This is a genomic window from Xanthomonas sp. NCPPB 4467, from assembly GCF_041475665.2.
GTDB classification, from domain to species: domain Bacteria; phylum Pseudomonadota; class Gammaproteobacteria; order Xanthomonadales; family Xanthomonadaceae; genus Xanthomonas; species Xanthomonas dyei.
The window spans coordinates 4,327,033-4,344,399 of sequence record NZ_CM191260.1 but is presented as its reverse complement, the minus strand read 5'-3'; the positions used below and the strand labels follow the sequence as shown (position 1 = coordinate 4,344,399).

16 protein-coding genes and 1 other RNA gene are annotated in these 17,367 nt (G+C 63.2%); 8 read left to right on the top strand and 9 right to left on the bottom strand.

Annotated features, from left to right (window positions below):
- Window positions 1–73 precede the first annotated feature (73 nt).
- Together ACCQ06_RS18855 and ACCQ06_RS18850 are read right to left on the bottom strand one after the other, a co-directional pair.
- A complete protein-coding gene (locus tag ACCQ06_RS18855) occupies window positions 74–1,018 on the bottom strand; it encodes an electron transfer flavoprotein subunit alpha/FixB family protein (protein WP_316688709.1) in 945 nt (314 codons plus the stop codon).
- Window positions 1,018–1,764, bottom strand: a complete 747-nt coding sequence (locus ACCQ06_RS18850; RefSeq protein WP_104615412.1) for an electron transfer flavoprotein subunit beta/FixA family protein — start codon at window positions 1,762–1,764, stop codon at window positions 1,018–1,020. The genes ACCQ06_RS18855 and ACCQ06_RS18850 overlap by 1 nt, the downstream gene beginning before the upstream one ends.
- A 230-nt stretch (window positions 1,765–1,994) precedes the next feature.
- On the opposite strand from ACCQ06_RS18850, the gene rfbB reads away from it, so the two are divergent.
- From rfbB to rfbD, 4 genes are read left to right on the top strand one after another with little or no spacing between them, the layout of a single operon-like run.
- The gene (gene rfbB / locus ACCQ06_RS18845) at window positions 1,995–3,050 is read left to right on the top strand and encodes a dTDP-glucose 4,6-dehydratase (RefSeq protein ID WP_316688708.1); all 1,056 of its coding nucleotides are present in this window, start codon (window positions 1,995–1,997) and stop codon (window positions 3,048–3,050) included.
- Between the two features lie 51 nt (window positions 3,051–3,101).
- Window positions 3,102–3,989 (top strand): glucose-1-phosphate thymidylyltransferase RfbA, encoded by an 888-nt coding sequence (gene rfbA, locus ACCQ06_RS18840; RefSeq protein WP_316688707.1) that lies wholly within the window; start codon window positions 3,102–3,104, stop codon window positions 3,987–3,989.
- The gene (rfbC, locus tag ACCQ06_RS18835) at window positions 3,986–4,543 is read left to right on the top strand and encodes a dTDP-4-dehydrorhamnose 3,5-epimerase (RefSeq protein ID WP_316688706.1); all 558 of its coding nucleotides are present in this window, start codon (window positions 3,986–3,988) and stop codon (window positions 4,541–4,543) included. Before rfbA ends, rfbC begins: the two co-directional genes overlap by 4 nt.
- Window positions 4,540–5,448, top strand: coding sequence for a dTDP-4-dehydrorhamnose reductase (rfbD, locus tag ACCQ06_RS18830; RefSeq protein ID WP_316688705.1), 909 nt, complete (start codon window positions 4,540–4,542; stop codon window positions 5,446–5,448). Before rfbC ends, rfbD begins: the two co-directional genes overlap by 4 nt.
- Window positions 5,449–5,552: 104 nt before the next feature.
- Here the strand turns inward: rfbD and ACCQ06_RS18825 are convergent, their stop codons facing one another.
- Together ACCQ06_RS18825 and ACCQ06_RS18820 are read right to left on the bottom strand one after the other, a co-directional pair.
- Window positions 5,553–6,956 (bottom strand): mannose-1-phosphate guanylyltransferase/mannose-6-phosphate isomerase, encoded by a 1,404-nt coding sequence (locus ACCQ06_RS18825; RefSeq protein ID WP_316688704.1) that lies wholly within the window; start codon window positions 6,954–6,956, stop codon window positions 5,553–5,555.
- A 49-nt stretch (window positions 6,957–7,005) separates the two neighbouring features.
- A complete protein-coding gene (locus ACCQ06_RS18820; protein ID WP_104615406.1) occupies window positions 7,006–8,352 on the bottom strand; it encodes a phosphohexomutase domain-containing protein in 1,347 nt (448 codons plus the stop codon).
- A 134-nt stretch (window positions 8,353–8,486) separates the two neighbouring features.
- On the opposite strand from ACCQ06_RS18820, the gene ACCQ06_RS18815 reads away from it, so the two are divergent.
- Window positions 8,487–9,218: a CoA transferase subunit A gene (locus ACCQ06_RS18815; RefSeq protein ID WP_104615405.1), complete on the top strand. Its 732-nt coding sequence runs from the start codon at window positions 8,487–8,489 to the stop codon at window positions 9,216–9,218.
- Window positions 9,218–9,853, top strand: a complete 636-nt coding sequence (locus ACCQ06_RS18810) for a CoA transferase subunit B (protein WP_316688702.1) — start codon at window positions 9,218–9,220, stop codon at window positions 9,851–9,853. Before ACCQ06_RS18815 ends, ACCQ06_RS18810 begins: the two co-directional genes overlap by 1 nt.
- A 32-nt stretch (window positions 9,854–9,885) precedes the next feature.
- Here the strand turns inward: ACCQ06_RS18810 and ACCQ06_RS18805 are convergent, their stop codons facing one another.
- Window positions 9,886–11,973, bottom strand: a complete 2,088-nt coding sequence (locus ACCQ06_RS18805) for a glycoside hydrolase family 99-like domain-containing protein (protein WP_316688700.1) — start codon at window positions 11,971–11,973, stop codon at window positions 9,886–9,888.
- Complete coding sequence (locus ACCQ06_RS18800) at window positions 11,970–13,619, bottom strand: electron transfer flavoprotein-ubiquinone oxidoreductase (RefSeq protein WP_316688698.1); 1,650 nt, start codon at window positions 13,617–13,619, stop codon at window positions 11,970–11,972. The genes ACCQ06_RS18805 and ACCQ06_RS18800 overlap by 4 nt, the downstream gene beginning before the upstream one ends.
- Before the next feature lie 125 nt (window positions 13,620–13,744).
- On the opposite strand from ACCQ06_RS18800, the gene ACCQ06_RS18795 reads away from it, so the two are divergent.
- Together ACCQ06_RS18795 and ACCQ06_RS18790 are read left to right on the top strand one after the other, a co-directional pair.
- Complete coding sequence (locus tag ACCQ06_RS18795) at window positions 13,745–14,344, top strand: alpha-ketoglutarate-dependent dioxygenase AlkB family protein (RefSeq protein ID WP_170068590.1); 600 nt, start codon at window positions 13,745–13,747, stop codon at window positions 14,342–14,344.
- A gap of 499 nt (window positions 14,345–14,843) precedes the next feature.
- A non-coding RNA gene (locus ACCQ06_RS18790) (sX9 sRNA) lies at window positions 14,844–14,918 on the top strand.
- A 22-nt stretch (window positions 14,919–14,940) separates the two neighbouring features.
- On the opposite strand, the gene ACCQ06_RS18785 is transcribed toward ACCQ06_RS18790, so the two are convergent.
- Genes ACCQ06_RS18785 through ACCQ06_RS18775 form a run of 3 tightly spaced genes read right to left on the bottom strand, consistent with a single transcriptional unit; the run spans window position 14,941 to window position 17,362 of the window.
- A complete protein-coding gene (locus tag ACCQ06_RS18785; RefSeq protein ID WP_228323534.1) occupies window positions 14,941–15,585 on the bottom strand; it encodes an ABC-type transport auxiliary lipoprotein family protein in 645 nt (214 codons plus the stop codon).
- On the bottom strand, window positions 15,582–16,508 hold the full coding sequence (locus ACCQ06_RS18780; RefSeq protein ID WP_005991785.1) for an MlaD family protein: 927 nt from the start codon (window positions 16,506–16,508) through the stop codon (window positions 15,582–15,584). Before ACCQ06_RS18780 ends, ACCQ06_RS18785 begins: the two co-directional genes overlap by 4 nt.
- A gap of 2 nt (window positions 16,509–16,510) precedes the next feature.
- Window positions 16,511–17,362: an ABC transporter ATP-binding protein gene (locus ACCQ06_RS18775; RefSeq protein WP_228323533.1), complete on the bottom strand. Its 852-nt coding sequence runs from the start codon at window positions 17,360–17,362 to the stop codon at window positions 16,511–16,513.
- Window positions 17,363–17,367: the final 5 nt, after the last annotated feature.

Below are 17,367 nucleotides of genomic sequence, written 5' to 3'. Positions count from 1 at the left end.
ACGAATCGTACGTGCCGCACTGAGCACTGCTTGCGCCGTTCTGGCGACTGCGCTGACGTTTCGTCAGTCGCCCTTAGCCCAGCGCAGCCTCCAACTCAGGCAGCAACGCAAACAAATCCCCCACCAACCCGATGTCCGCAATCTCGAAGATCGGCGACTCCGGATCCTTGTTGATGGCCACGATGGTGCCAGCGTCCTTGATGCCGGTCAGATGCTGGATGGCACCGCTGATGCCGATCGCCACGTACAGCTCGGGCGCGATGATCTTGCCGGTCTGGCCGACCTGCAGCTCGTTGGGGACGTAGCCGGCATCGACTGCCGCGCGCGAGGCACCGACGGCGGCGCCGAGTTTGTCGGCCAGGCTGTAGATATGTTTGAAGTTTTCTGCCGAGCCGACGCCGCGGCCGCCGGACACCACACGCTTGGCGCTCTGCAGGTCGGGGCGGTCGGAGTTGCCCGCAGCCAGGTCGATGAAGCGGGTGTGGGTGGGCAGCGCGACATCGATGCTGACGGACTCGACTGTTGCACTTCCTCCTCTAGCCGCTTCCGGCCATGAGGCGCTGCGCACGGTCGCCACCACGATCTGGTCGGCCGGGGCCTTCACGGTGATGATGGCATTGCCTGCGTAGATCGGGCGCTTGAAGGTGTAGGCATCTTCGACGGTCATCAGGTCGGAGATCTGGTTCACGCCCAGCAGCGCAGCCACCACCGGCATCAGGTCCTTGCCGAAGGTGGTGGAGGGGCCGAAGACATGGGTGTAACCCTGGCCTGCGAGCTGCGCGATCTGGGGTCCAAGCACCTGAGCAAGCGCGTGTTCGTTGGCGGCGTTGGCCACGGTCAGCACGCGGGCGACACCGGCCAGCTGTGCGGCCTGGGCTGCAACGGCGGCAGGATCGGCCGCCAGCACCACCACGTCGATCGACTCGGCCGATACCGCCAGCGCGGCGCTCAGGGTCTTGGCGGTGGCCGCGTTGAGCTGGCCGTTGAGGTGTTCGGCGACGACAAGAATCTTGGCCATTACAGCAACCCCTTCTGCTTGAGTGCGGCCACCAGTTCGGCGGCGTCCTTGACCATCACACCGCGGCTGCGCTTGGCCGGCGCCGCATAGTGGGTGGTGGTGAGACTGTCGTGCGCGTCCACGCCCAGATCAGCGAATGCCAGGGTTTCCATCGGCTTGCTCTTGGCCTTCATGATGTCCGGCAGCTTGATGAAGCGCGGCTCGTTCAGGCGCAGATCGGTGGTGATCACCGCCGGCAGGTCCACTTCCAGGGTTTCCAGGCCGGCATCGACCTCGCGGGTCACCGTGGCCTTGCCATCGGCGACCACCAGCTTGCCGGCGAAGGTCGCCTGCGGGCGGCCCCACAAGGTTGCCAGCATTTGGCCGGTCTGGTTGGCGTCGTCGTCGATGGCCTGCTTGCCGAGGATGACCAGGTCCGGCTGCTCTTTCTCGACCAGTTTCAGCAGGGCACGTGCGGCGGTCAGCGGCTGGATGGCCGCATCGGTGACCACGTGGATAGCGCGGTTGGCACCCATCGCCAGGCCGTTGCGCAGATGTGCGGCGGCATCGGCCGGGGCAAGGGTGGCGACCACCACCTCGGTGGCAATGCCGGCATCGCGCAGGCGCAGCGCCTCTTCCAGGGCGATTTCGTCGAACGGGTTGGGCGAGAGCTTGACGCCGTCGGTCACCACGCCGGAGCCATCCGGCTTGACCTGAATGCGGACGTTGTAGTCCACCACGCGCTTGTAGGCGACGAGGATTTTCATCGTGTACGAGATCCTTCAGCTATTGCGGGAAGGCCCGGCCGCAGCGGCAGGCTCGGGAGTGCGCCCATTCTAACCGGGGAGCATCCACCATGCGATGGCGTATGGATGCTGCGGTGCGTCAGGGGAGCCATGCGGAGTCGCTCGCGCTTAAGCCCGATATTGCCGTGAGCGTATATCCTGTGTGGCTTAAAAACGCAGCGCGTTTGGCGCGCGACCAGGAGGGGTAGACAGTGGCGACATGGCTAGTAACCGGCGGTGCCGGCTTCATCGGCGGCAATTTTGTTCTTGAGGCGGTCTCCCGCGGGGTTCGCGTGGTCAATCTGGACGCGTTGACCTATGCAGGAAATCTGAACACGTTGGCGTCGCTGGAAGGCAACGCGGACCATGTCTTCGTGAAAGGCGATATCGGCGACGGAGCGCTCGTCACTCGCCTGCTGCAGGAACACCAGCCCGATGCGGTGCTGAACTTCGCAGCCGAAAGCCATGTAGACCGCTCGATCGAAGGTCCGGGTGCCTTCATCCAGACCAACGTGGTCGGCACTCTGGCGTTGCTCGAGGCCGTTCGCGACTACTGGAAGGCATTGCCGGATGGGCGCCGAGACGCGTTCCGTTTTCTGCACGTGTCCACCGACGAGGTCTACGGCACGCTCGGAGAGACCGGCAAGTTCACCGAAACCACGCCCTACGCGCCCAATTCGCCGTACTCGGCCTCCAAGGCCGCCTCGGATCATCTGGTGCGTGCGTTCCACCACACCTACGGGCTGCCGGTGCTGACCACCAATTGCTCGAACAACTACGGCCCGTATCACTTCCCTGAAAAGCTCATCCCGCTGGTCATCGCCAAGGCACTGGCGGGCGAACCGCTGCCGGTCTACGGCGATGGCAAGCAGGTGCGCGACTGGCTGTTCGTCAGCGACCATTGCGAGGCGATCCGGACCGTATTGGCCAAGGGCAAGGTGGGCGAGACCTACAACGTGGGCGGTAACTCCGAGCGCCAGAACATCGAGGTCGTGCAGGCGATCTGCGCGCTGCTGGATCAACATCGTCCGCGCGAAGACGGCAAGCCGCGTGCGAGCCAGATCACCTACGTCACCGATCGTCCAGGGCATGACCGTCGCTACGCGATCGACGCCTCCAAGTTGAAGAACGAACTGGGTTGGGAGCCTGCTTATACCTTCGAGCAAGGGATTGCGCAGACGATCGAGTGGTACCTGACCAATCAGGCGTGGGTACAGGGTGTATTGGATGGAAGCTATCGCCTGGAACGCATCGGCGCGACCGCATAACACTCCATCTTCAATGTCCGCACAGGTATACGGACCCCCAAGGAAGCTCTCATGACACAACGCAAAGGCATCATTCTGGCGGGTGGATCCGGCACGCGCCTGTATCCGATCACCAAGGGCGTCAGCAAGCAGCTGCTGCCGGTGTACGACAAGCCGATGATCTACTACCCGCTCAGTGTTCTGATGCTGGCGGGCATCCGGGATATCCTGATCATCAATACACCACACGAGCAGGCGCTGTTTCAGTCGCTGTTGGGCGATGGTTCGCAATGGGGCGTCAATATTCAATATGCCGTGCAACCGAGTCCCGATGGACTGGCGCAGGCGTATCTGATCGGTCGCGATTTCGTCGATGGCAAGCCGAGCTGCCTGGTATTGGGGGACAATATTTTTCATGGGCATGGCTTGACCGAGACGCTGCAGCGTGCCGATGCGCGTGAGCAGGGGGCGACAGTCTTCGGTTACTGGGTCAATGATCCGGAGCGTTACGGCGTTGCCGAATTCGATCAGCACGGCAAGGTTATCGATATTGCCGAAAAGCCGGAAAAACCCCGCTCCAATTACGCGGTCACCGGTCTGTATTTCTACGATGGCAAGGCCAGCGACTACGCTGCCGCGCTGAAGCCATCGCCACGCGGCGAGCTGGAGATCACCGATCTCAATCGCTGCTATCTCGATGCCGGCAACCTGCATCTTGAGCCGCTCGGGCGTGGCTATGCGTGGCTGGATACAGGTACGCATCAGTCGTTGCACGAAGCAGCCAATTTCATCGAGACCATCCAGATGCGGCAGGGTCTGCAGGTGTGTTGCCCTGAAGAAATCGCATTTGGCCAAGGCTGGATCGATGCCGAGCAACTGGAGCGTCTGGCTGCGCCGTTGCGAAAGAACGACTACGGCAAGTATCTGCACGATTTGGCGTTACGAGGAGTTGTTCCATGAAAGTGATTGAAACCAAGCTGTCTGGCTGCGTAGTGATCGAGCCGGCGGTGTTTGGCGATGAACGTGGCTATTTTTTCGAAACCTGGAACGCAGAACGCTTTGGTCAACAGGGCTTGCCGACACGGTTCGTGCAAAGCAACGTGTCGACGTCGGCCAAAGGCGTGTTGCGCGGCCTGCACTACCAGTGGCCGCGGCCGCAGGGCAAGCTGGTCAGCGTGCTCGAAGGCGAGGTTTACGACGTGGCTGTCGACGTACGTCATGGATCGCCCACCTTCGGTCAGTGGGCGGCAGTGGTATTGAGCGCAGAAAACAAAAAGCAATTCTGGATTCCGGAAGGCTTTGCGCACGGCTTTGCGGTGCTGTCAGAGCGCGCGGTTTTCAGCTATCTATGCACTGACGTCTACGTCAAGGAAGCCGATGCAGGCGTACGGTGGGACGACGCGGCGATCGGGATCGACTGGCCGATCAGCGATCCTGTGCTCTCCGCCAAGGATGCAACTGCGCCATTCCTGACCGATGTGCCGGTCGAGCGCCTGCCGGTGTTTTCGCCGTGACCACCTTGGTCTTTGGCGCAAACGGGCAGGTCGGTACCGAATTGTTGCGCGCATTTACAGCCGATGGCGCGGTAATCGCGACGACACGCAGTGGTCAATTGCCTGATGGTAGCGCCTGCGAAATCGCGGATTTCGACGTGCCGGACACGTTGACCGGTTTGCTGGATCGCCTCCATCCGACGGCTGTGGTCAATGCCGCCGCTTACACGGCGGTAGATCGTGCCGAGCAGGACCGCGACAGCGCCATGCGTGCAAATGCGCAATCTCCCGGCGTTATCGCGCAATGGTGTGCCGCGCACGATGTGCCATTGGTGCATTACTCCACCGATTACGTCTTCGACGGGCAAGGCAGCGCGCCCTATCGCGAAGAGTCGCAAACTTCGCCGCTGGGTGTGTATGGCGAAACCAAGCTCGCTGGCGAGCAGGCGATCCGCGCGTCAGGTGTCGAACACTTGATCCTGCGTACCGCCTGGGTGTACGCCTCGCATGGTGCCAACTTCCTGCGCACGATGTTGCGCGTGGGTGCAGAGCGCGATGAGCTGCGCGTGGTGGCCGACCAGATCGGTACGCCAACACCCGCGGCCTTGATTGCCGATGTCACCGCGCAGCTGCTGCGTCAACGCAGTCCTGGCACATCGGGCACCTGGCACCTTACGGCTGCTGGCCAGACCAGTTGGCACGGATTTGCCGAGGCCATCTTCGAGCAGGCCGTCGCGGCAGGCTTACTGGCGCGCGCCCCGCGTGTCGTGCCGATCACCACAGCGGACTACCCGACGCCAGCAAAGCGACCGGCATATTCGCGGTTATCGATCGACAAGCTGCAGAACGATTTCGGCATTGTGTTGCCGCAGTGGCAGGCCGGGTTGCAGCAGGTGATTGCCGAGTTGGCTGCGGCAAAACGTTAAAAGCAGCGCCCAGGTTGCGGTGATTCCACGCACCCGATCCGTAACGAAAAACAGCCGGGAATCCCGGCTGTTTTTTGTGCGAAACATATAGCCCAAGCGACCGATCAGGCGCGCCCGTAGGTATCTTCAAAACGCACGATGTCGTCTTCGCCCAGATAGCTGCCAGACTGTACTTCGATCAGCTCCAGCGGCAGCTTGCCCGGATTGCGCAGGCGGTGGGTCACACCCAGCGGGATGTAGGTACTTTGGTTTTCGGTCAGTAGCAGCACCTCGTCGCCACGGGTGACTTCGGCGGTACCGCTCACCACGATCCAGTGTTCGGCGCGATGGTGGTGCATCTGCAGGCTCAGCACCGCACCGGGTTTGACGGTGATGCGCTTGACCTGGTGACGTTGGCCCATGTCGATCGAATCGTAGGCACCCCAGGGACGATAGACCTTGCGGTGCCAGGTGGCTTCGGACCGGCCGTCGGCCTTGATGCGGCCGACCACGTCCTTGACCTCCTGGATGCGATCGCGGTGACCGACCAGCACAGCGTCCGGCGTCTCGACGACGACCACGTCTTCCAGGCCGACCATAGCGATCAGGCGCGAGCCGTAGGCGTAAGTATTGCGGCAGTCGACCTGGATCACGTCGCCATGATGCGCATTGCCGTGGGCGTCCTGCTCGGACACGTCCAGCAGCGACGACCACGAACCGACATCGTTCCAGCCGGCGTCCAGCGGGACCACCACCGCATCGGCGGTCTTTTCCATCACCGCGTAGTCGATCGAATCCGACGGGCTGGCCGCGAACGCGTCCTTGTCCAGGCGGGTGAAGTCGGCATCGCGCTTGCCGTTTTCCCAGGCTTTCTGGCAAGCATCGGCAATGGCCGGGTGGAACTTGCGCAGTTCCTCCAGGTAACGCGAGGCGCGGAACAGGAACATGCCGCTGTTCCAGTAGTACTCGCCGCTGGCGAGGTAACCCTGCGCGGTGGCCAGGTCCGGCTTCTCGACGAAACGCTCAACGGCAGTGGCGCCGGTACCGCTACCGGCCTTGATATAGCCGTAGCCGGTCTCGGGCGCTGTTGGCTTGATGCCGAAGGTGACCAGCTTGCCTTGCTCGGCCGCAGCAGCTGCTGCCGTCACCGCCGCCTGAAACGCGGCTTCATTCTGAATCACGTGATCGGACGGAAGGACCAGCAGCAGCGGGTCGGCGCCGTTGCGCATGGCTTCCAGCGCCGCTACCGCGATCGCCGGGGCCGTGTTGCGTCCATTGGGCTCCAGCAGAATGGCAGAGGGCTTCACGCCCAGCTGCTGCAATTGCTCTGCTGCCATGAACCGATGCTCTTCGTTGGCAACCACGATCGGTGCATGGCCTGCCACCGGAGCCGAGCGCAGCCAGGTGGCCTGCAGCATGCTCTTGTCGCCGACCAGCGGCAGAAACTGCTTGGGATAGGATTCGCGCGACAGCGGCCACAGGCGCGTGCCGGAACCGCCGGACAAAATGATGGGTAGGACGTCGCTCATGGGCGGGGGAAACTCCAAAGTGCGTCTATAGGTGGGAGAGGAGAGTGAATCAACCGCGCAGCAAGTCGGAAATCTCTTGCGTGCGGCTTTCCAGCAGTGCGGCATCGCCGCGCGTTTCCACGTTCAGGCGCAACAGCGGCTCAGTGTTGGAGCTGCGCAGGTTGAAGCGCCACTGGCCGAAATCCGCACTGATGCCGTCGGTGTAGTCCAGCTCGGGCGACAGGTCGGCGTAGTGTTCCATCACGCGGGCGACCGACGCCTTGGCATCGGCGACCTTGAAGTTGATCTCGCCGCTGCACGGGAACTTCTGCATGCGCGCTTCGACCAGATCGGCCAGCGAGCGTCCGGACTGCGAGACCAGCTCGGCGATCAATAACCACGGGATCATCCCGGAATCGGCATAGGCGAATTCGCGGAAGTAATGGTGCGCGCTCATTTCGCCGCCATACACGGCGTTTTCGCTGCGCATCTTTTCCTTGATGAAGGCATGGCCGCTCTTGCACAGCACCGGAATGCCGCCGGCTTCTTCGACCTGCTCGACCGTATTCCAGGTCAGGCGCGGGTCGTGCACGACCTTGCCGCCGGGCTGCTTGGCCAAAATGGCCTGCGCCAGCAAACCGACCAGGTAATAGCCTTCGATGAAGCGGCCGGTGTGATCGAAGAAGAAGCAGCGGTCGAAATCGCCATCCCATGCGATGCCGAAATCTGCGCCGTGATCCTTGACCGCCTTGGCGGTGGCGGCGCGGTTTTCCGGCAGCAGCGGGTTGGGAATGCCGTTGGGGAAGTTGCCATCGGGCTCATGGAACACGCGCACGAATTCGAACGGCAGGTGCGGTGCAAGCAGGTCCACGATCAGGCCCGCGCCGCCATTGCCCGCATTGACCACCAGCTTGAGCGGCTTGAGCGTGCTGCGGTCGACGTAGCTGAGCAGGTGCTCCAAGTATGCGGTCTTGTCGGTGCGGCTCTGCTCGCTTGCAGTGGGCTCGCCGGCTGCGGCGGTATCGGCAGCGACCGTGTCGCGGATCGCGAACAGGCCGGTATCGGAACTGATCGGCTTGGCCTGCTCGCGCACCAGCTTCATGCCGTTGTAGTCCATCGGATTGTGGCTGGCGGTGACCATCACGCCGCCGGCGGCCTTGAGGTAATCGGTCTGGAAATAGACCTCCTCGGTGCCGCACAGGCCGATGTCGATCACCTCGCGGCCGCTGGCGCGCAGGCCTGCCGACAGCGCTTCCTGCAAGGCCGGGCTGGCCAGGCGCACATCGTGGCCCAGGACCACGGGCCCTTGATCCAGCTGCGCCGCCAGTGCCACGCCGATCCGGCGGGCCAAGTCCTCGTTGAGTTCATCCGGCACGCGGCCGCGAATATCGTAGGCCTTGAAGGCGGGTAGCGTCATGGGCAATTCCTGAGGTGGGGGACACTCGAGTTTAGCGGGTGCGCCGTGTCTTGGGTGTGGCGGAATTGCGACCGGGGACAGGGAACAGTCAGCGGATAGAATGGCCGCTTCACATCAGCGAGGTGAGGGCGGTGATGCGCAGCAATGAAGAGGGTAAGGCAGGCGGTAAACGCTATGCCGATGCAACGACGGCGCTGGATGGCCTGTTGGCCGATGGCCAGACGCTGGCGGTGGGCGGCTTTGGTTTGTGCGGGATTCCCGAAGCGCTGATCGCTGCCGTACGCGACAGCGGGGTCGGTGGATTGACGGTGATTTCCAACAACGCCGGCGTCGATGGATTCGGGCTTGGTCAACTATTGGCCACCCGACAGATCCGCAAGATGATTTCGTCCTACGTGGGCGAAAACAAGGAATTCGAACGCCAATATCTGGCTGGCGAACTCGAGCTTGAGTTCAATCCGCAAGGCACCCTGGCCGAGCGCCTGCGTGCGGGCGGTGCGGGAATTCCCGCGTTCTACACCGCTACCGGCTACGGCACCATCGTGGCCGATGGCAAGGAAACCCGCGAATTCGACGGCAAGCATTACGTTCTGGAAACAGCGCTGCATGCCGATGTCGCGCTGGTCAAGGCGTGGCGCGCCGATACCGCCGGCAACCTGGTATTTCGCAAGACCGCGCGCAATTTCAACCCGGCCTGCGCCATGGCCGGCCGCGTCTGCATTGCCGAGGTCGAAGAGATCGTGGCGCTTGGCAGCATCGATCCGGACCACGTGCATCTGCCGGGCATCTACGTCGACCGACTGGTGCTCAACACGGCGCCGGAAAAACGCATCGAACAGCGCACCGTGCGCGAAGGACAGCAGTAATGGCCTGGACCCGAGATCAGATGGCCGCACGCGCGGCGCGCGAGTTGACCGACGGCGCCTACGTCAACTTGGGGATCGGCCTGCCGACGCTGGTGGCCAATCACATCCCCGACGGCGTGGACGTGTGGTTGCAATCGGAAAACGGCCTGCTCGGCATTGGCCCGTTCCCCACCGAAGATGAAGTGGACGCAGACCTGATCAATGCCGGCAAACAGACGGTGACTGCGCGTGCCGGTGCCAGTTATTTCGGCAGCCATGACTCGTTCGGGATGATCCGCGGCGGCCATATCGATCTGGCGATTCTTGGCGCGATGCAGGTCACCGACCGCGGCGACCTGGCCAACTGGATGGTGCCCGGCAAGATGGTCAAGGGCATGGGCGGCGCGATGGACCTGGTGGCCGGCGTCAAGCGCGTGGTGGTGCTGATGGAGCACGTGGCCAAGGATGGCAGCCACAAGATCCTGCCGGCGTGCGACCTGCCATTGACTGGCGTGGGTGTGGTCGATCGCATCATCACCGACCTGGCCGTGTTCGATGTCACCGCCGACGGATTGGTCTTGGTGGAGGCGGCCGATGGGGTGGGACTGGAGGAGTTGCGGGCCAAGACTGGCGTGAATTTCACCGCGCAGCGATAAGATCGGCCGAGCTGACTGCCCGCAGAGCGCCGTTATGGCGCCTTGCGGGCGTAGCGATAAGGGGTTGCCGATAGAGGCTCGCTCACTCCTAGAACCTGTTCGATCGTCGTGAGCCGGTGTCCGGACTGCGCCACCGTAACCCCAACGAAACGTTCGATCGCATGTGCCAGGGTTCCGTCGATCTGGCCTTGCTCGCTCTCAAATTCGCTTGGATGCAGATGCGCATCGAGCAGTGGACGCAGCGCTTCGAGTCGGACCCAGAACATGCTGCCCGACGCAAACCGGCTTTGCTCTACCACTGCGGTGGTGCCGGTGCGAACGGCGAGGTAATCCAGGGCGTCGGCATTGGCCCCGACAAAGTCGGCGACCGGCAAGACATGGTCTGCGGGCGCGACGAGCCCCAACAAAGGGTCGATCGCAAACGCATCCATGATTGCACTGACGTGGCGTTGTGCCAACAGCGCTGCAAGCATTTCACGTCGCCAGGCTTCGCCGTCGTTGCGATGGGTCGATTTTTTTGTATGCAGCTTGACTATCAGTTGTTCGCCTTCGTCCAGCAGCCGATTGGCAACATGCAGAAAAGGCAGAACGTCACGGCCACGGTTCTCGAAGCCTTCCACCTCAGCGTGTAGTTCACGTTGCTCCACGCGCTGACGTACTTGCTTGGCCAGCGTGGGTTCGGTGGTGATCACAAGTCGCAGCGGTACATCCACTTGAACGATTGCATCGAGCATTTCGTCCAAAACGTCAAGATACCAAGCGTGCAAGACGATGCAAAATGTATGTTTGCCTGACATTGCAGTACGTTCGGTTGGAGCAAGCAACGCTTGCCGTGTTGCCTCCAGCCAGGCATATCCGAGACGCGTATCGGGTTCGAGCACCGCGCCTTCTGCCCATTCGTTCCAGGCATTGATAAAGACCGTGCGGTGCACTGGTGGTGCGTCGGCGAGGCGATGCTGCACGGTGTGCGATAACCAGTCGCGATATCGGCGAGGTGATGCGTGCAGAAAGGCGCGTCCTTTTCCCGAGCGACGCGGCTCATTGTCCCAACCCGGATTGACGCCGGGATAGAGCGTGTAGTCGCGCAACGGACGCTGTTCCATGTCGTGCGCCAGCTCTCGCCAGTCGAGCACTTCACCGTTGAAGTCGAAATTTATCAGGCGCTGCTTGGCGGCGACCGACGGCGGAGTACTCATGTTCGGCGGAAACTCGACAGCTGCATCAAAGCCGATATCGCGTGGATCGGGGCGTTCGAATCCCTGTACGTAGGCAAGATGGATTTCGCCGATGCCGTTGTCACGACACCAGGCGCGCCAGCGCGCTGCCGTTTGCGCTGGCTCGGGTAGCAAATGGGGGCGGTAGACGAGCAAAAGTGGATGCCCATCCACACGCAGGTACTTCGGGTTGCGCATGTAGGACGCGACATGCGCGATGAAAGCGAGATCGTCATCGGCATCATGCGCCTGATCGATCAGGATATCGTCGCCGCGCCCGTCCCAGCGACGTGCCCACTTCTCGTTTGCCCAGCAAAGGCAAAAAGGCAGCGTGATCGAGTGATCTTCGTGCCATTGGCGGATTGGCATTTCCAGCAGCGTCTTGCCGCCGAACCAGTAGAAATAAAAGCAAAACGCACCTAGGCCGTATTCCTGTGCCAGCCGCGCTTGCTCACGCAGGATTTGAGGATTTCGAAGGTCGTAAAAGCCCAGGTCAGCGGGCAACCTGGGTTGCTGATGCCCCTCGAACTGGGGAAGGGCGCGGGTCACATTGCGCCATTCGGTGAATCCTTTTCCCCACCAGGCATCGTTCTCCGGGATGGGGTGAAATTGCGGCAAATAGAATGCAACCAGTGTGGCTGGAAGCGTCGCAGGCAGGGTAACCCGGCGATACGGAACGTAGCCGATCGCTGCTTCATCGCCACGGATAACGGCGCGTCGCGATGCACCGTCGCCTGTGCGTCCTCGCACGGGCGCCGGCACCCACCCAGAGTGCCTGTCCAGAAACCACAGGCGCCAGCGGTCACGCGTTGCTTCGCTCAACGGAAGTGCACGAAACGCAGCGCGCAACAGCCCGAATAATTGCGTACGCGCGCGCGAGCGCACAGACCGACCAGATGCACTCACAAGTTCTGGTAGTTCGGCCCCGAACCACCCTCCGGTGTGACCCAGGTGATGATCTCGTAAGGGTCCTTGATGTCGCAGGTCTTGCAGTGCACGCAGTTGGCGGCGTTGATCTGCAGGCGCTTGCCGGTTGGGCTGGCGGTGTCTGCGACCATTTCGTAGACGTTGGCCGGGCAGAAGCGGGTGCAGGGGTTGTCGTACTCCTCCACGCAGCGGGTGGCGCAGACATCGGTGTCCAGGACTTTCAGATGCACCGGTTGGTCTTCGTCGTGTTCGGTGGCGGCGAAGTAGACCGCCTGCAGGCGGTCGCGCGGGGCCAGTTCGCGGGTGACGTAGTCGCGCTTGGGTTGTTCGTAGTCGCCGAGCTTGTGCAGCGCCGACCAGTCCGCCTTGTTCTTCAGCGTCCACGGCGAGGCGCCCTTGAGTGCAGTTTCCCAGGCGGCATTGAGCAGGCCGAACCACAGCCCTTTCTTGAACCCGGGTTTGATATTGCGGACTTCCTTCAGCTCCGCCATCGCGTCCGAGGCGCGCAGTTTTGCGTCGAAGCCCTGGGGGGCCAGCTGCGATTGCACCAGGTGTTCGGCGGCCAGCATGCCGCTGCGAATAGCCTGATGGGTGCCCTTGATCTTGGGCACGTTGAGCAGGCCGGCGGTGTCGCCGATCAGCAGCGCACCGGGCATCTCGACTTTGGGTAGCGACTGCCAGCCGCCGGTGACGATGGCGCGCGCACCGGCCGACAGGATGCTGCCGCCTTCCAGCAGCGACTTGATCAGCATGTGGTTTTTCCATTGCTGGAAGGCTTCCCACGGCTGGTATTTCGGGTCGCTGTAATCCAGTCCGCTGACGTAGCCAAGCGCGATCTGGTTGTTGTCCAGGTGATACAGAAAGCTGCCACCGTAGGTGCGGTTGTCCGCAGGCCAGCCGATGGTGTGCACGATCTTGCCGGGCGTCACGCGGCCTTCGGGCACCTGCCACAGCTCCTTGATGCCGATGGAATAGCCCTGCGGGTCGCTGTCTGCGGTGAGGTCGAAGCGCTTGAGCAGGCGCTTGGTCAGATGCCCGCGCGCGCCTTCGGCCAGCACGGTGACCTTGGCGCGGATGTCGATACCGGCGGTGTAGCCGGGCTTGTGCGCGCCGTCCTTGGCCACGCCCATGTCACCGATGCGCACGCCCACCACCTGGCCGCTGTCGTCTTGCAGCGTTTCGGCGGCGGCAAAGCCGGGGTAGATTTCCACGCCCAGCGCTTCGGCCTGCGGCGCGAGCCAGGCGCACATCGCCCCTAAGCTGACGATGAAGTTGCCGTGGTTGCGCATGCCCGGCGGTACCACCGGGAACTTGCGCGCGCTGTCCTTGCCGAGGAACCAGAATTCGTCGTCGGTGGCGGCCACGCAGATCGGCGGCGGGTTGTCGCGCCAGCCGGGCAGCAAGGCGTCCAACGGGCCGGGTTCGATCACTGCGCCGGAGAGGATATGCGCGCCGATGGTGCTGGATTTTTCGATCACGCACACACTCAGCTCGGGGTTGAGCTGCTTGAGCCGGATCGCGAACGATAGCCCGGCCGGACCGGCACCGACGGTGACGACGTCGTATTCCATGACATCGCGCTCGACCGTCTCTGACGCTTGCGCGCCGATTCCCGCTTCCGACATTGCTCCGCTCCCGTTGGCTCGATGGCTGGCGCGTATTTTCCGGGATTGCATGTGATGGCGGCAAATCGCGTCGATTCATCCACGTCTGACGGCGCGCTCCGGCACGCGCATGCTAGCGTTTGCGCATGAAACTGCGCGTTGCATTGCCGGGAGCTCAGATCCATTGGTGTCGTGGCTGGTTGCAGGCCGCGCAGGCCGATGCGCTGCTGCAGGCGTTGCTGGACCAAGTGCAATGGGAGGTGCACCGCATCCGCATGTTCGGGCGGGTGGTGGATTCGCCGCGTCTGAGCAGCTGGATCGGCGATGCCGATGCCAGCTATCGCTACTCCGGCACGCAGTTTGCGCCGCAGCCGTGGCTGGAGGCGCTGCAGCCGGTGCGCGCCCGTCTGCAGCATGAAACCGGTTGCCCGTTCAACAGCGTGCTGGTCAACCGCTACCGCAGCGGAGCCGACGCGATGGGCTGGCATAGCGACGACGAGCCAGAGCTGGGCGCGCAACCGGTGATCGCATCGCTCAGCCTGGGGGCGGTGCGGCGCTTTGCATTCAAGCATCGCGATGATGCATCCCTGAAGCAGACGCTGGACCTGGGGCACGGCGATCTGCTGGTGATGGGCGGAGATACCCAGCGCCATTACAAGCACGCCTTGCCGCGCACCGTAAAGCCGGTCGGCGAACGCATCAATTTGACCTTTCGTCAGATTGCGATGCGCGCGTCCCGGCGATAGGAGCGCTACCAAAACGTAACAAGCGCTCGCCTGGCGATGCGCGTAGGTCTTTTTGTCAGCCTTATCGTGGTGGATGCAGCCAGAAGTGCGGGTCAGACGCTGAGTTGGTCGAGTGCGCGGTGCCCTCATCGCTCGCGGGACACGCCGTGAATCCGTCCATGGAGGCTCGGTGGCGGCATCCATGCCGCCACACGGTCCCGCGAGCGGCGAGGACACCGCACCAGATCGTTTGCTGGTGTTTTTGCTGAAGAACGAAACCACCGCGTCGTGCGGTTTGCTGGTTGTTGTGCTGAAACTTTACGCACCGACCATCGTGACTGGTCTTTGCCCGCTTACCGTCGCGGGACCCTTGGCGCATGGATGCCGCCACGGAGCTTACGAGGACGTACTTGCAGCGTGTCCCGCGAGGGTGGGCGGGCAAGGGCCTTGCAGCCAGCCCCCGCAGATCAGCCGCCTTGCGGCAGCCAACAGGCGGGCGCGGCCGGTGCTAGAAGTCGGTATGTCCCACTCGTAAACTCCGGTTCCACGCATTGTCCGCACCCACCTAACGACTGCTCACTAGGTGTTGTCAGCAGCTCCAAGTCCGTCGCTTGCGCTTACAACGAACGCGGCAAGTTCTGGCTGTCCTGTTGCCCGGTGGTCAGCGTCCAGCCGACCAGCTCGGTGGTGACCTGGGTCAGCGCCTGCTCGAAGGCGACGGCCACCGCAGCGGTGTCGGTGCTGGTGGACGGGCGTGCGACCAGGAAGGTGCGCGAGGCGGCCACGCGTTGATCGGACGAATGCAATAGCTTGGCGTTGAGTTCGATGGTGGCCGAGGGCACCGACTGGCCGGCGTAATCGGCTTCAAAGCGGCGCACGTCGATCGCCAACTTGTAGTCCGAGCGGATCCCGGCGCCGATGCGCGCAACCCCCGCGATCTTGCCGGAGTCTTCGAACGCGCGCACCACGCTGTCTTCCAGCATGTCGGTGGCCGGTTGCGCCCAACCGGCGCCTTGGTAGACCTGCACTTCGCCCGGCGTGGGGCGCACGTTGATGCGCGGGCTGTCGATGATGCGTGCAGCGCTCGGCTTGGCGACCGACAGCTGCCAGGTCACCTGCGGCCAGGCGGGATTGGGCGTGACGCGCACGGTGGGGGCGTAAATCGTGGCCGGCTTCTTGTCGCCACCGGTCAGGACCGAGCAGCCGCCCAACGCCAGCAACGAGACGCACAGCAGGGGACGCAACAGGCGCATGGCAGTCATTTCGGTTCGAACTCCTTGGGTGCGTCGCGGCCGAGCAGGTAGCGCGCAGGGTTGTTGTCCAGTTTGTCGCTGACCCGGCGCAGGTCGCGGATCAGGCCGCGCAATTCGGTCAACGTCGGTCCGAGCTGGCCCAGGCCGTCGTTGGCGAAGCTGTTGATGGCCGCGCGGTTTTCGCCAAGGATGTTGTCGGCGTTGCCGGCGGCCGAATCCAGCTTGACCAGCGTGGCGTCCAGCTTGTTCAAGATGCCCGGCAGCTGCTGCACCAGATTCTGATCCAGCCGCTTGATGGTGCCGTTGGTGGTGGTCAGGGTGGTGTCCAGATTGCGCGCGGCATCGCGCGCGCTGACGATCAGCGCCTGCATGCCTTCGTCGCGGTCGGCGATGCCGCCGCTGATCTTTTCCAGGTTCTGCAGCGTGGCCGAAATGCTGGCCACGTTCTTGTCCGAGAGCATTTCGTCCATGCGCTCGACGATGCGGTTGGCGGTATCGGTGATGTTCTGCAGCGCCGAGGGCGTGGTCTGGATGATCGGTGCGTCGCTCTTGTCGATGGTGGTCAGCGACGGCGCCTCGGGCGTGCCGCCGGAGAGCTGGATGATCGACGGGCCGGTGAGGCTGGTGATGGCCAGCTTGGCGCGGGTATCGCTCTTGATCGGTGTGGTGGAGTTGACGCGCACGTGTGCGACCACCTGGCGTGGGTCGTTGGGGGCCAGCGTCAGTTCGGTGATCGAGCCCACCGCGATGCCGTTGTATTGCACCGGGCTGCCGACCGACAGGCCGGTGACCGCCTCGCGGAACACCACCCGGTACTGCTGCCAGGTGCGATCGGACGAATATTTGGCGGCCCACAGACCGAACAGCAGCAAGGCCAGGCCTGCCACGATAGTGAAGGCGCCGATCAGGACGTAATTGGCTTTTGTTTCCATGCTCAGGCGGTCTCGGTGGAGTCGGTCTTGGCCGCGCGCGCGGCGCGGGCGCGCGGACCGTGGAAATATTCCTGGATCCAGGGGTGATCGATCTGCTCGACCTCGGCCAGCGGCGCGTTGGCGATCACCTTGCGATCGGCCAGCACCGCGATGCGGTCGCAGATGGCGTACAGCGTATCCAGGTCATGGGTGATCAGGAACACGGTCAGGCCCAGCGCCTGCTGCAGCGTGCGGATCAGGCGGTCGAAAGCGGCCGCGCCGATCGGGTCCAGCCCGGCGGTGGGCTCGTCCAGAAACAGCAGCGGCGGGTCCAGCGCCAGTGCACGCGCCAGGCCGGCGCGCTTGCGCATGCCGCCGGACAATTGCGAAGGCAGCTTGTCCAACGCATCGGCCGGCAAGCCGGCCAGCTTGATCTTCAGCAGCGCCAGTTCGAAATACCAGCGCTCCGGGAACTCGCCATGGTGTTCCTTCAACGGCACCTGCACGTTTTCGCCAACGGTCATCGACGAAAACAGCGCCCCGTCCTGGAACAGCACCCCGGTGTTGCGAGTGATGTGCTGGCGGTCGACAAAACGCCCGGAGCGCGCATCCGCGCCCAGCACCTGGATGCTGCCGGCATCGGGCTCGCGCAGGCCCAGGATGCTGCGCATCAACACCGACTTGCCGGTGCCCGAGCCGCCGACCACGCCCAGGATCTCGCCGCGTCGCACGTCCAGGTCGAGATCCTCGTGCACGACCTGGCTACCGAACCGGTTGGTCAGCCCGCGCACGGAGATCGCCAGTTGGTCGTCTTCGTCCGTTTCGGGAATGAAGATGTGGGGTTCGGAATCGGTCACAGCACAGCACTCCCACATCTCAG

What these genes read in the sequence shown, in the direction of transcription:
- rfbC (WP_316688706.1), top strand. Translation starts at nt 3,986, where the DNA reads ATGAAAGTGATTGAAACCAAGCTGTCTGGCTGCGTAGTGATCGAGCCG.
- ACCQ06_RS18855 (WP_316688709.1), bottom strand. Translation starts at nt 1,018, where the DNA reads ATGGCCAAGATTCTTGTCGTCGCCGAACACCTCAACGGCCAGCTCAAC.
- ACCQ06_RS18815 (WP_104615405.1), top strand. Translation starts at nt 8,487, where the DNA reads ATGCGCAGCAATGAAGAGGGTAAGGCAGGCGGTAAACGCTATGCCGAT.
- ACCQ06_RS18820 (WP_104615406.1), bottom strand. Translation starts at nt 8,352, where the DNA reads ATGACGCTACCCGCCTTCAAGGCCTACGATATTCGCGGCCGCGTGCCG.
- ACCQ06_RS18785 (WP_228323534.1), bottom strand. Translation starts at nt 15,585, where the DNA reads ATGACTGCCATGCGCCTGTTGCGTCCCCTGCTGTGCGTCTCGTTGCTG.
- ACCQ06_RS18810 (WP_316688702.1), top strand. Translation starts at nt 9,218, where the DNA reads ATGGCCTGGACCCGAGATCAGATGGCCGCACGCGCGGCGCGCGAGTTG.
- ACCQ06_RS18800 (WP_316688698.1), bottom strand. Translation starts at nt 13,619, where the DNA reads ATGTCGGAAGCGGGAATCGGCGCGCAAGCGTCAGAGACGGTCGAGCGC.
- ACCQ06_RS18850 (WP_104615412.1), bottom strand. Translation starts at nt 1,764, where the DNA reads ATGAAAATCCTCGTCGCCTACAAGCGCGTGGTGGACTACAACGTCCGC.
- rfbA (WP_316688707.1), top strand. Translation starts at nt 3,102, where the DNA reads ATGACACAACGCAAAGGCATCATTCTGGCGGGTGGATCCGGCACGCGC.
- ACCQ06_RS18780 (WP_005991785.1), bottom strand. Translation starts at nt 16,508, where the DNA reads ATGGAAACAAAAGCCAATTACGTCCTGATCGGCGCCTTCACTATCGTG.
- ACCQ06_RS18825 (WP_316688704.1), bottom strand. Translation starts at nt 6,956, where the DNA reads ATGAGCGACGTCCTACCCATCATTTTGTCCGGCGGTTCCGGCACGCGC.
- ACCQ06_RS18775 (WP_228323533.1), bottom strand. Translation starts at nt 17,362, where the DNA reads ATGTGGGAGTGCTGTGCTGTGACCGATTCCGAACCCCACATCTTCATT.
- ACCQ06_RS18795 (WP_170068590.1), top strand. Translation starts at nt 13,745, where the DNA reads ATGAAACTGCGCGTTGCATTGCCGGGAGCTCAGATCCATTGGTGTCGT.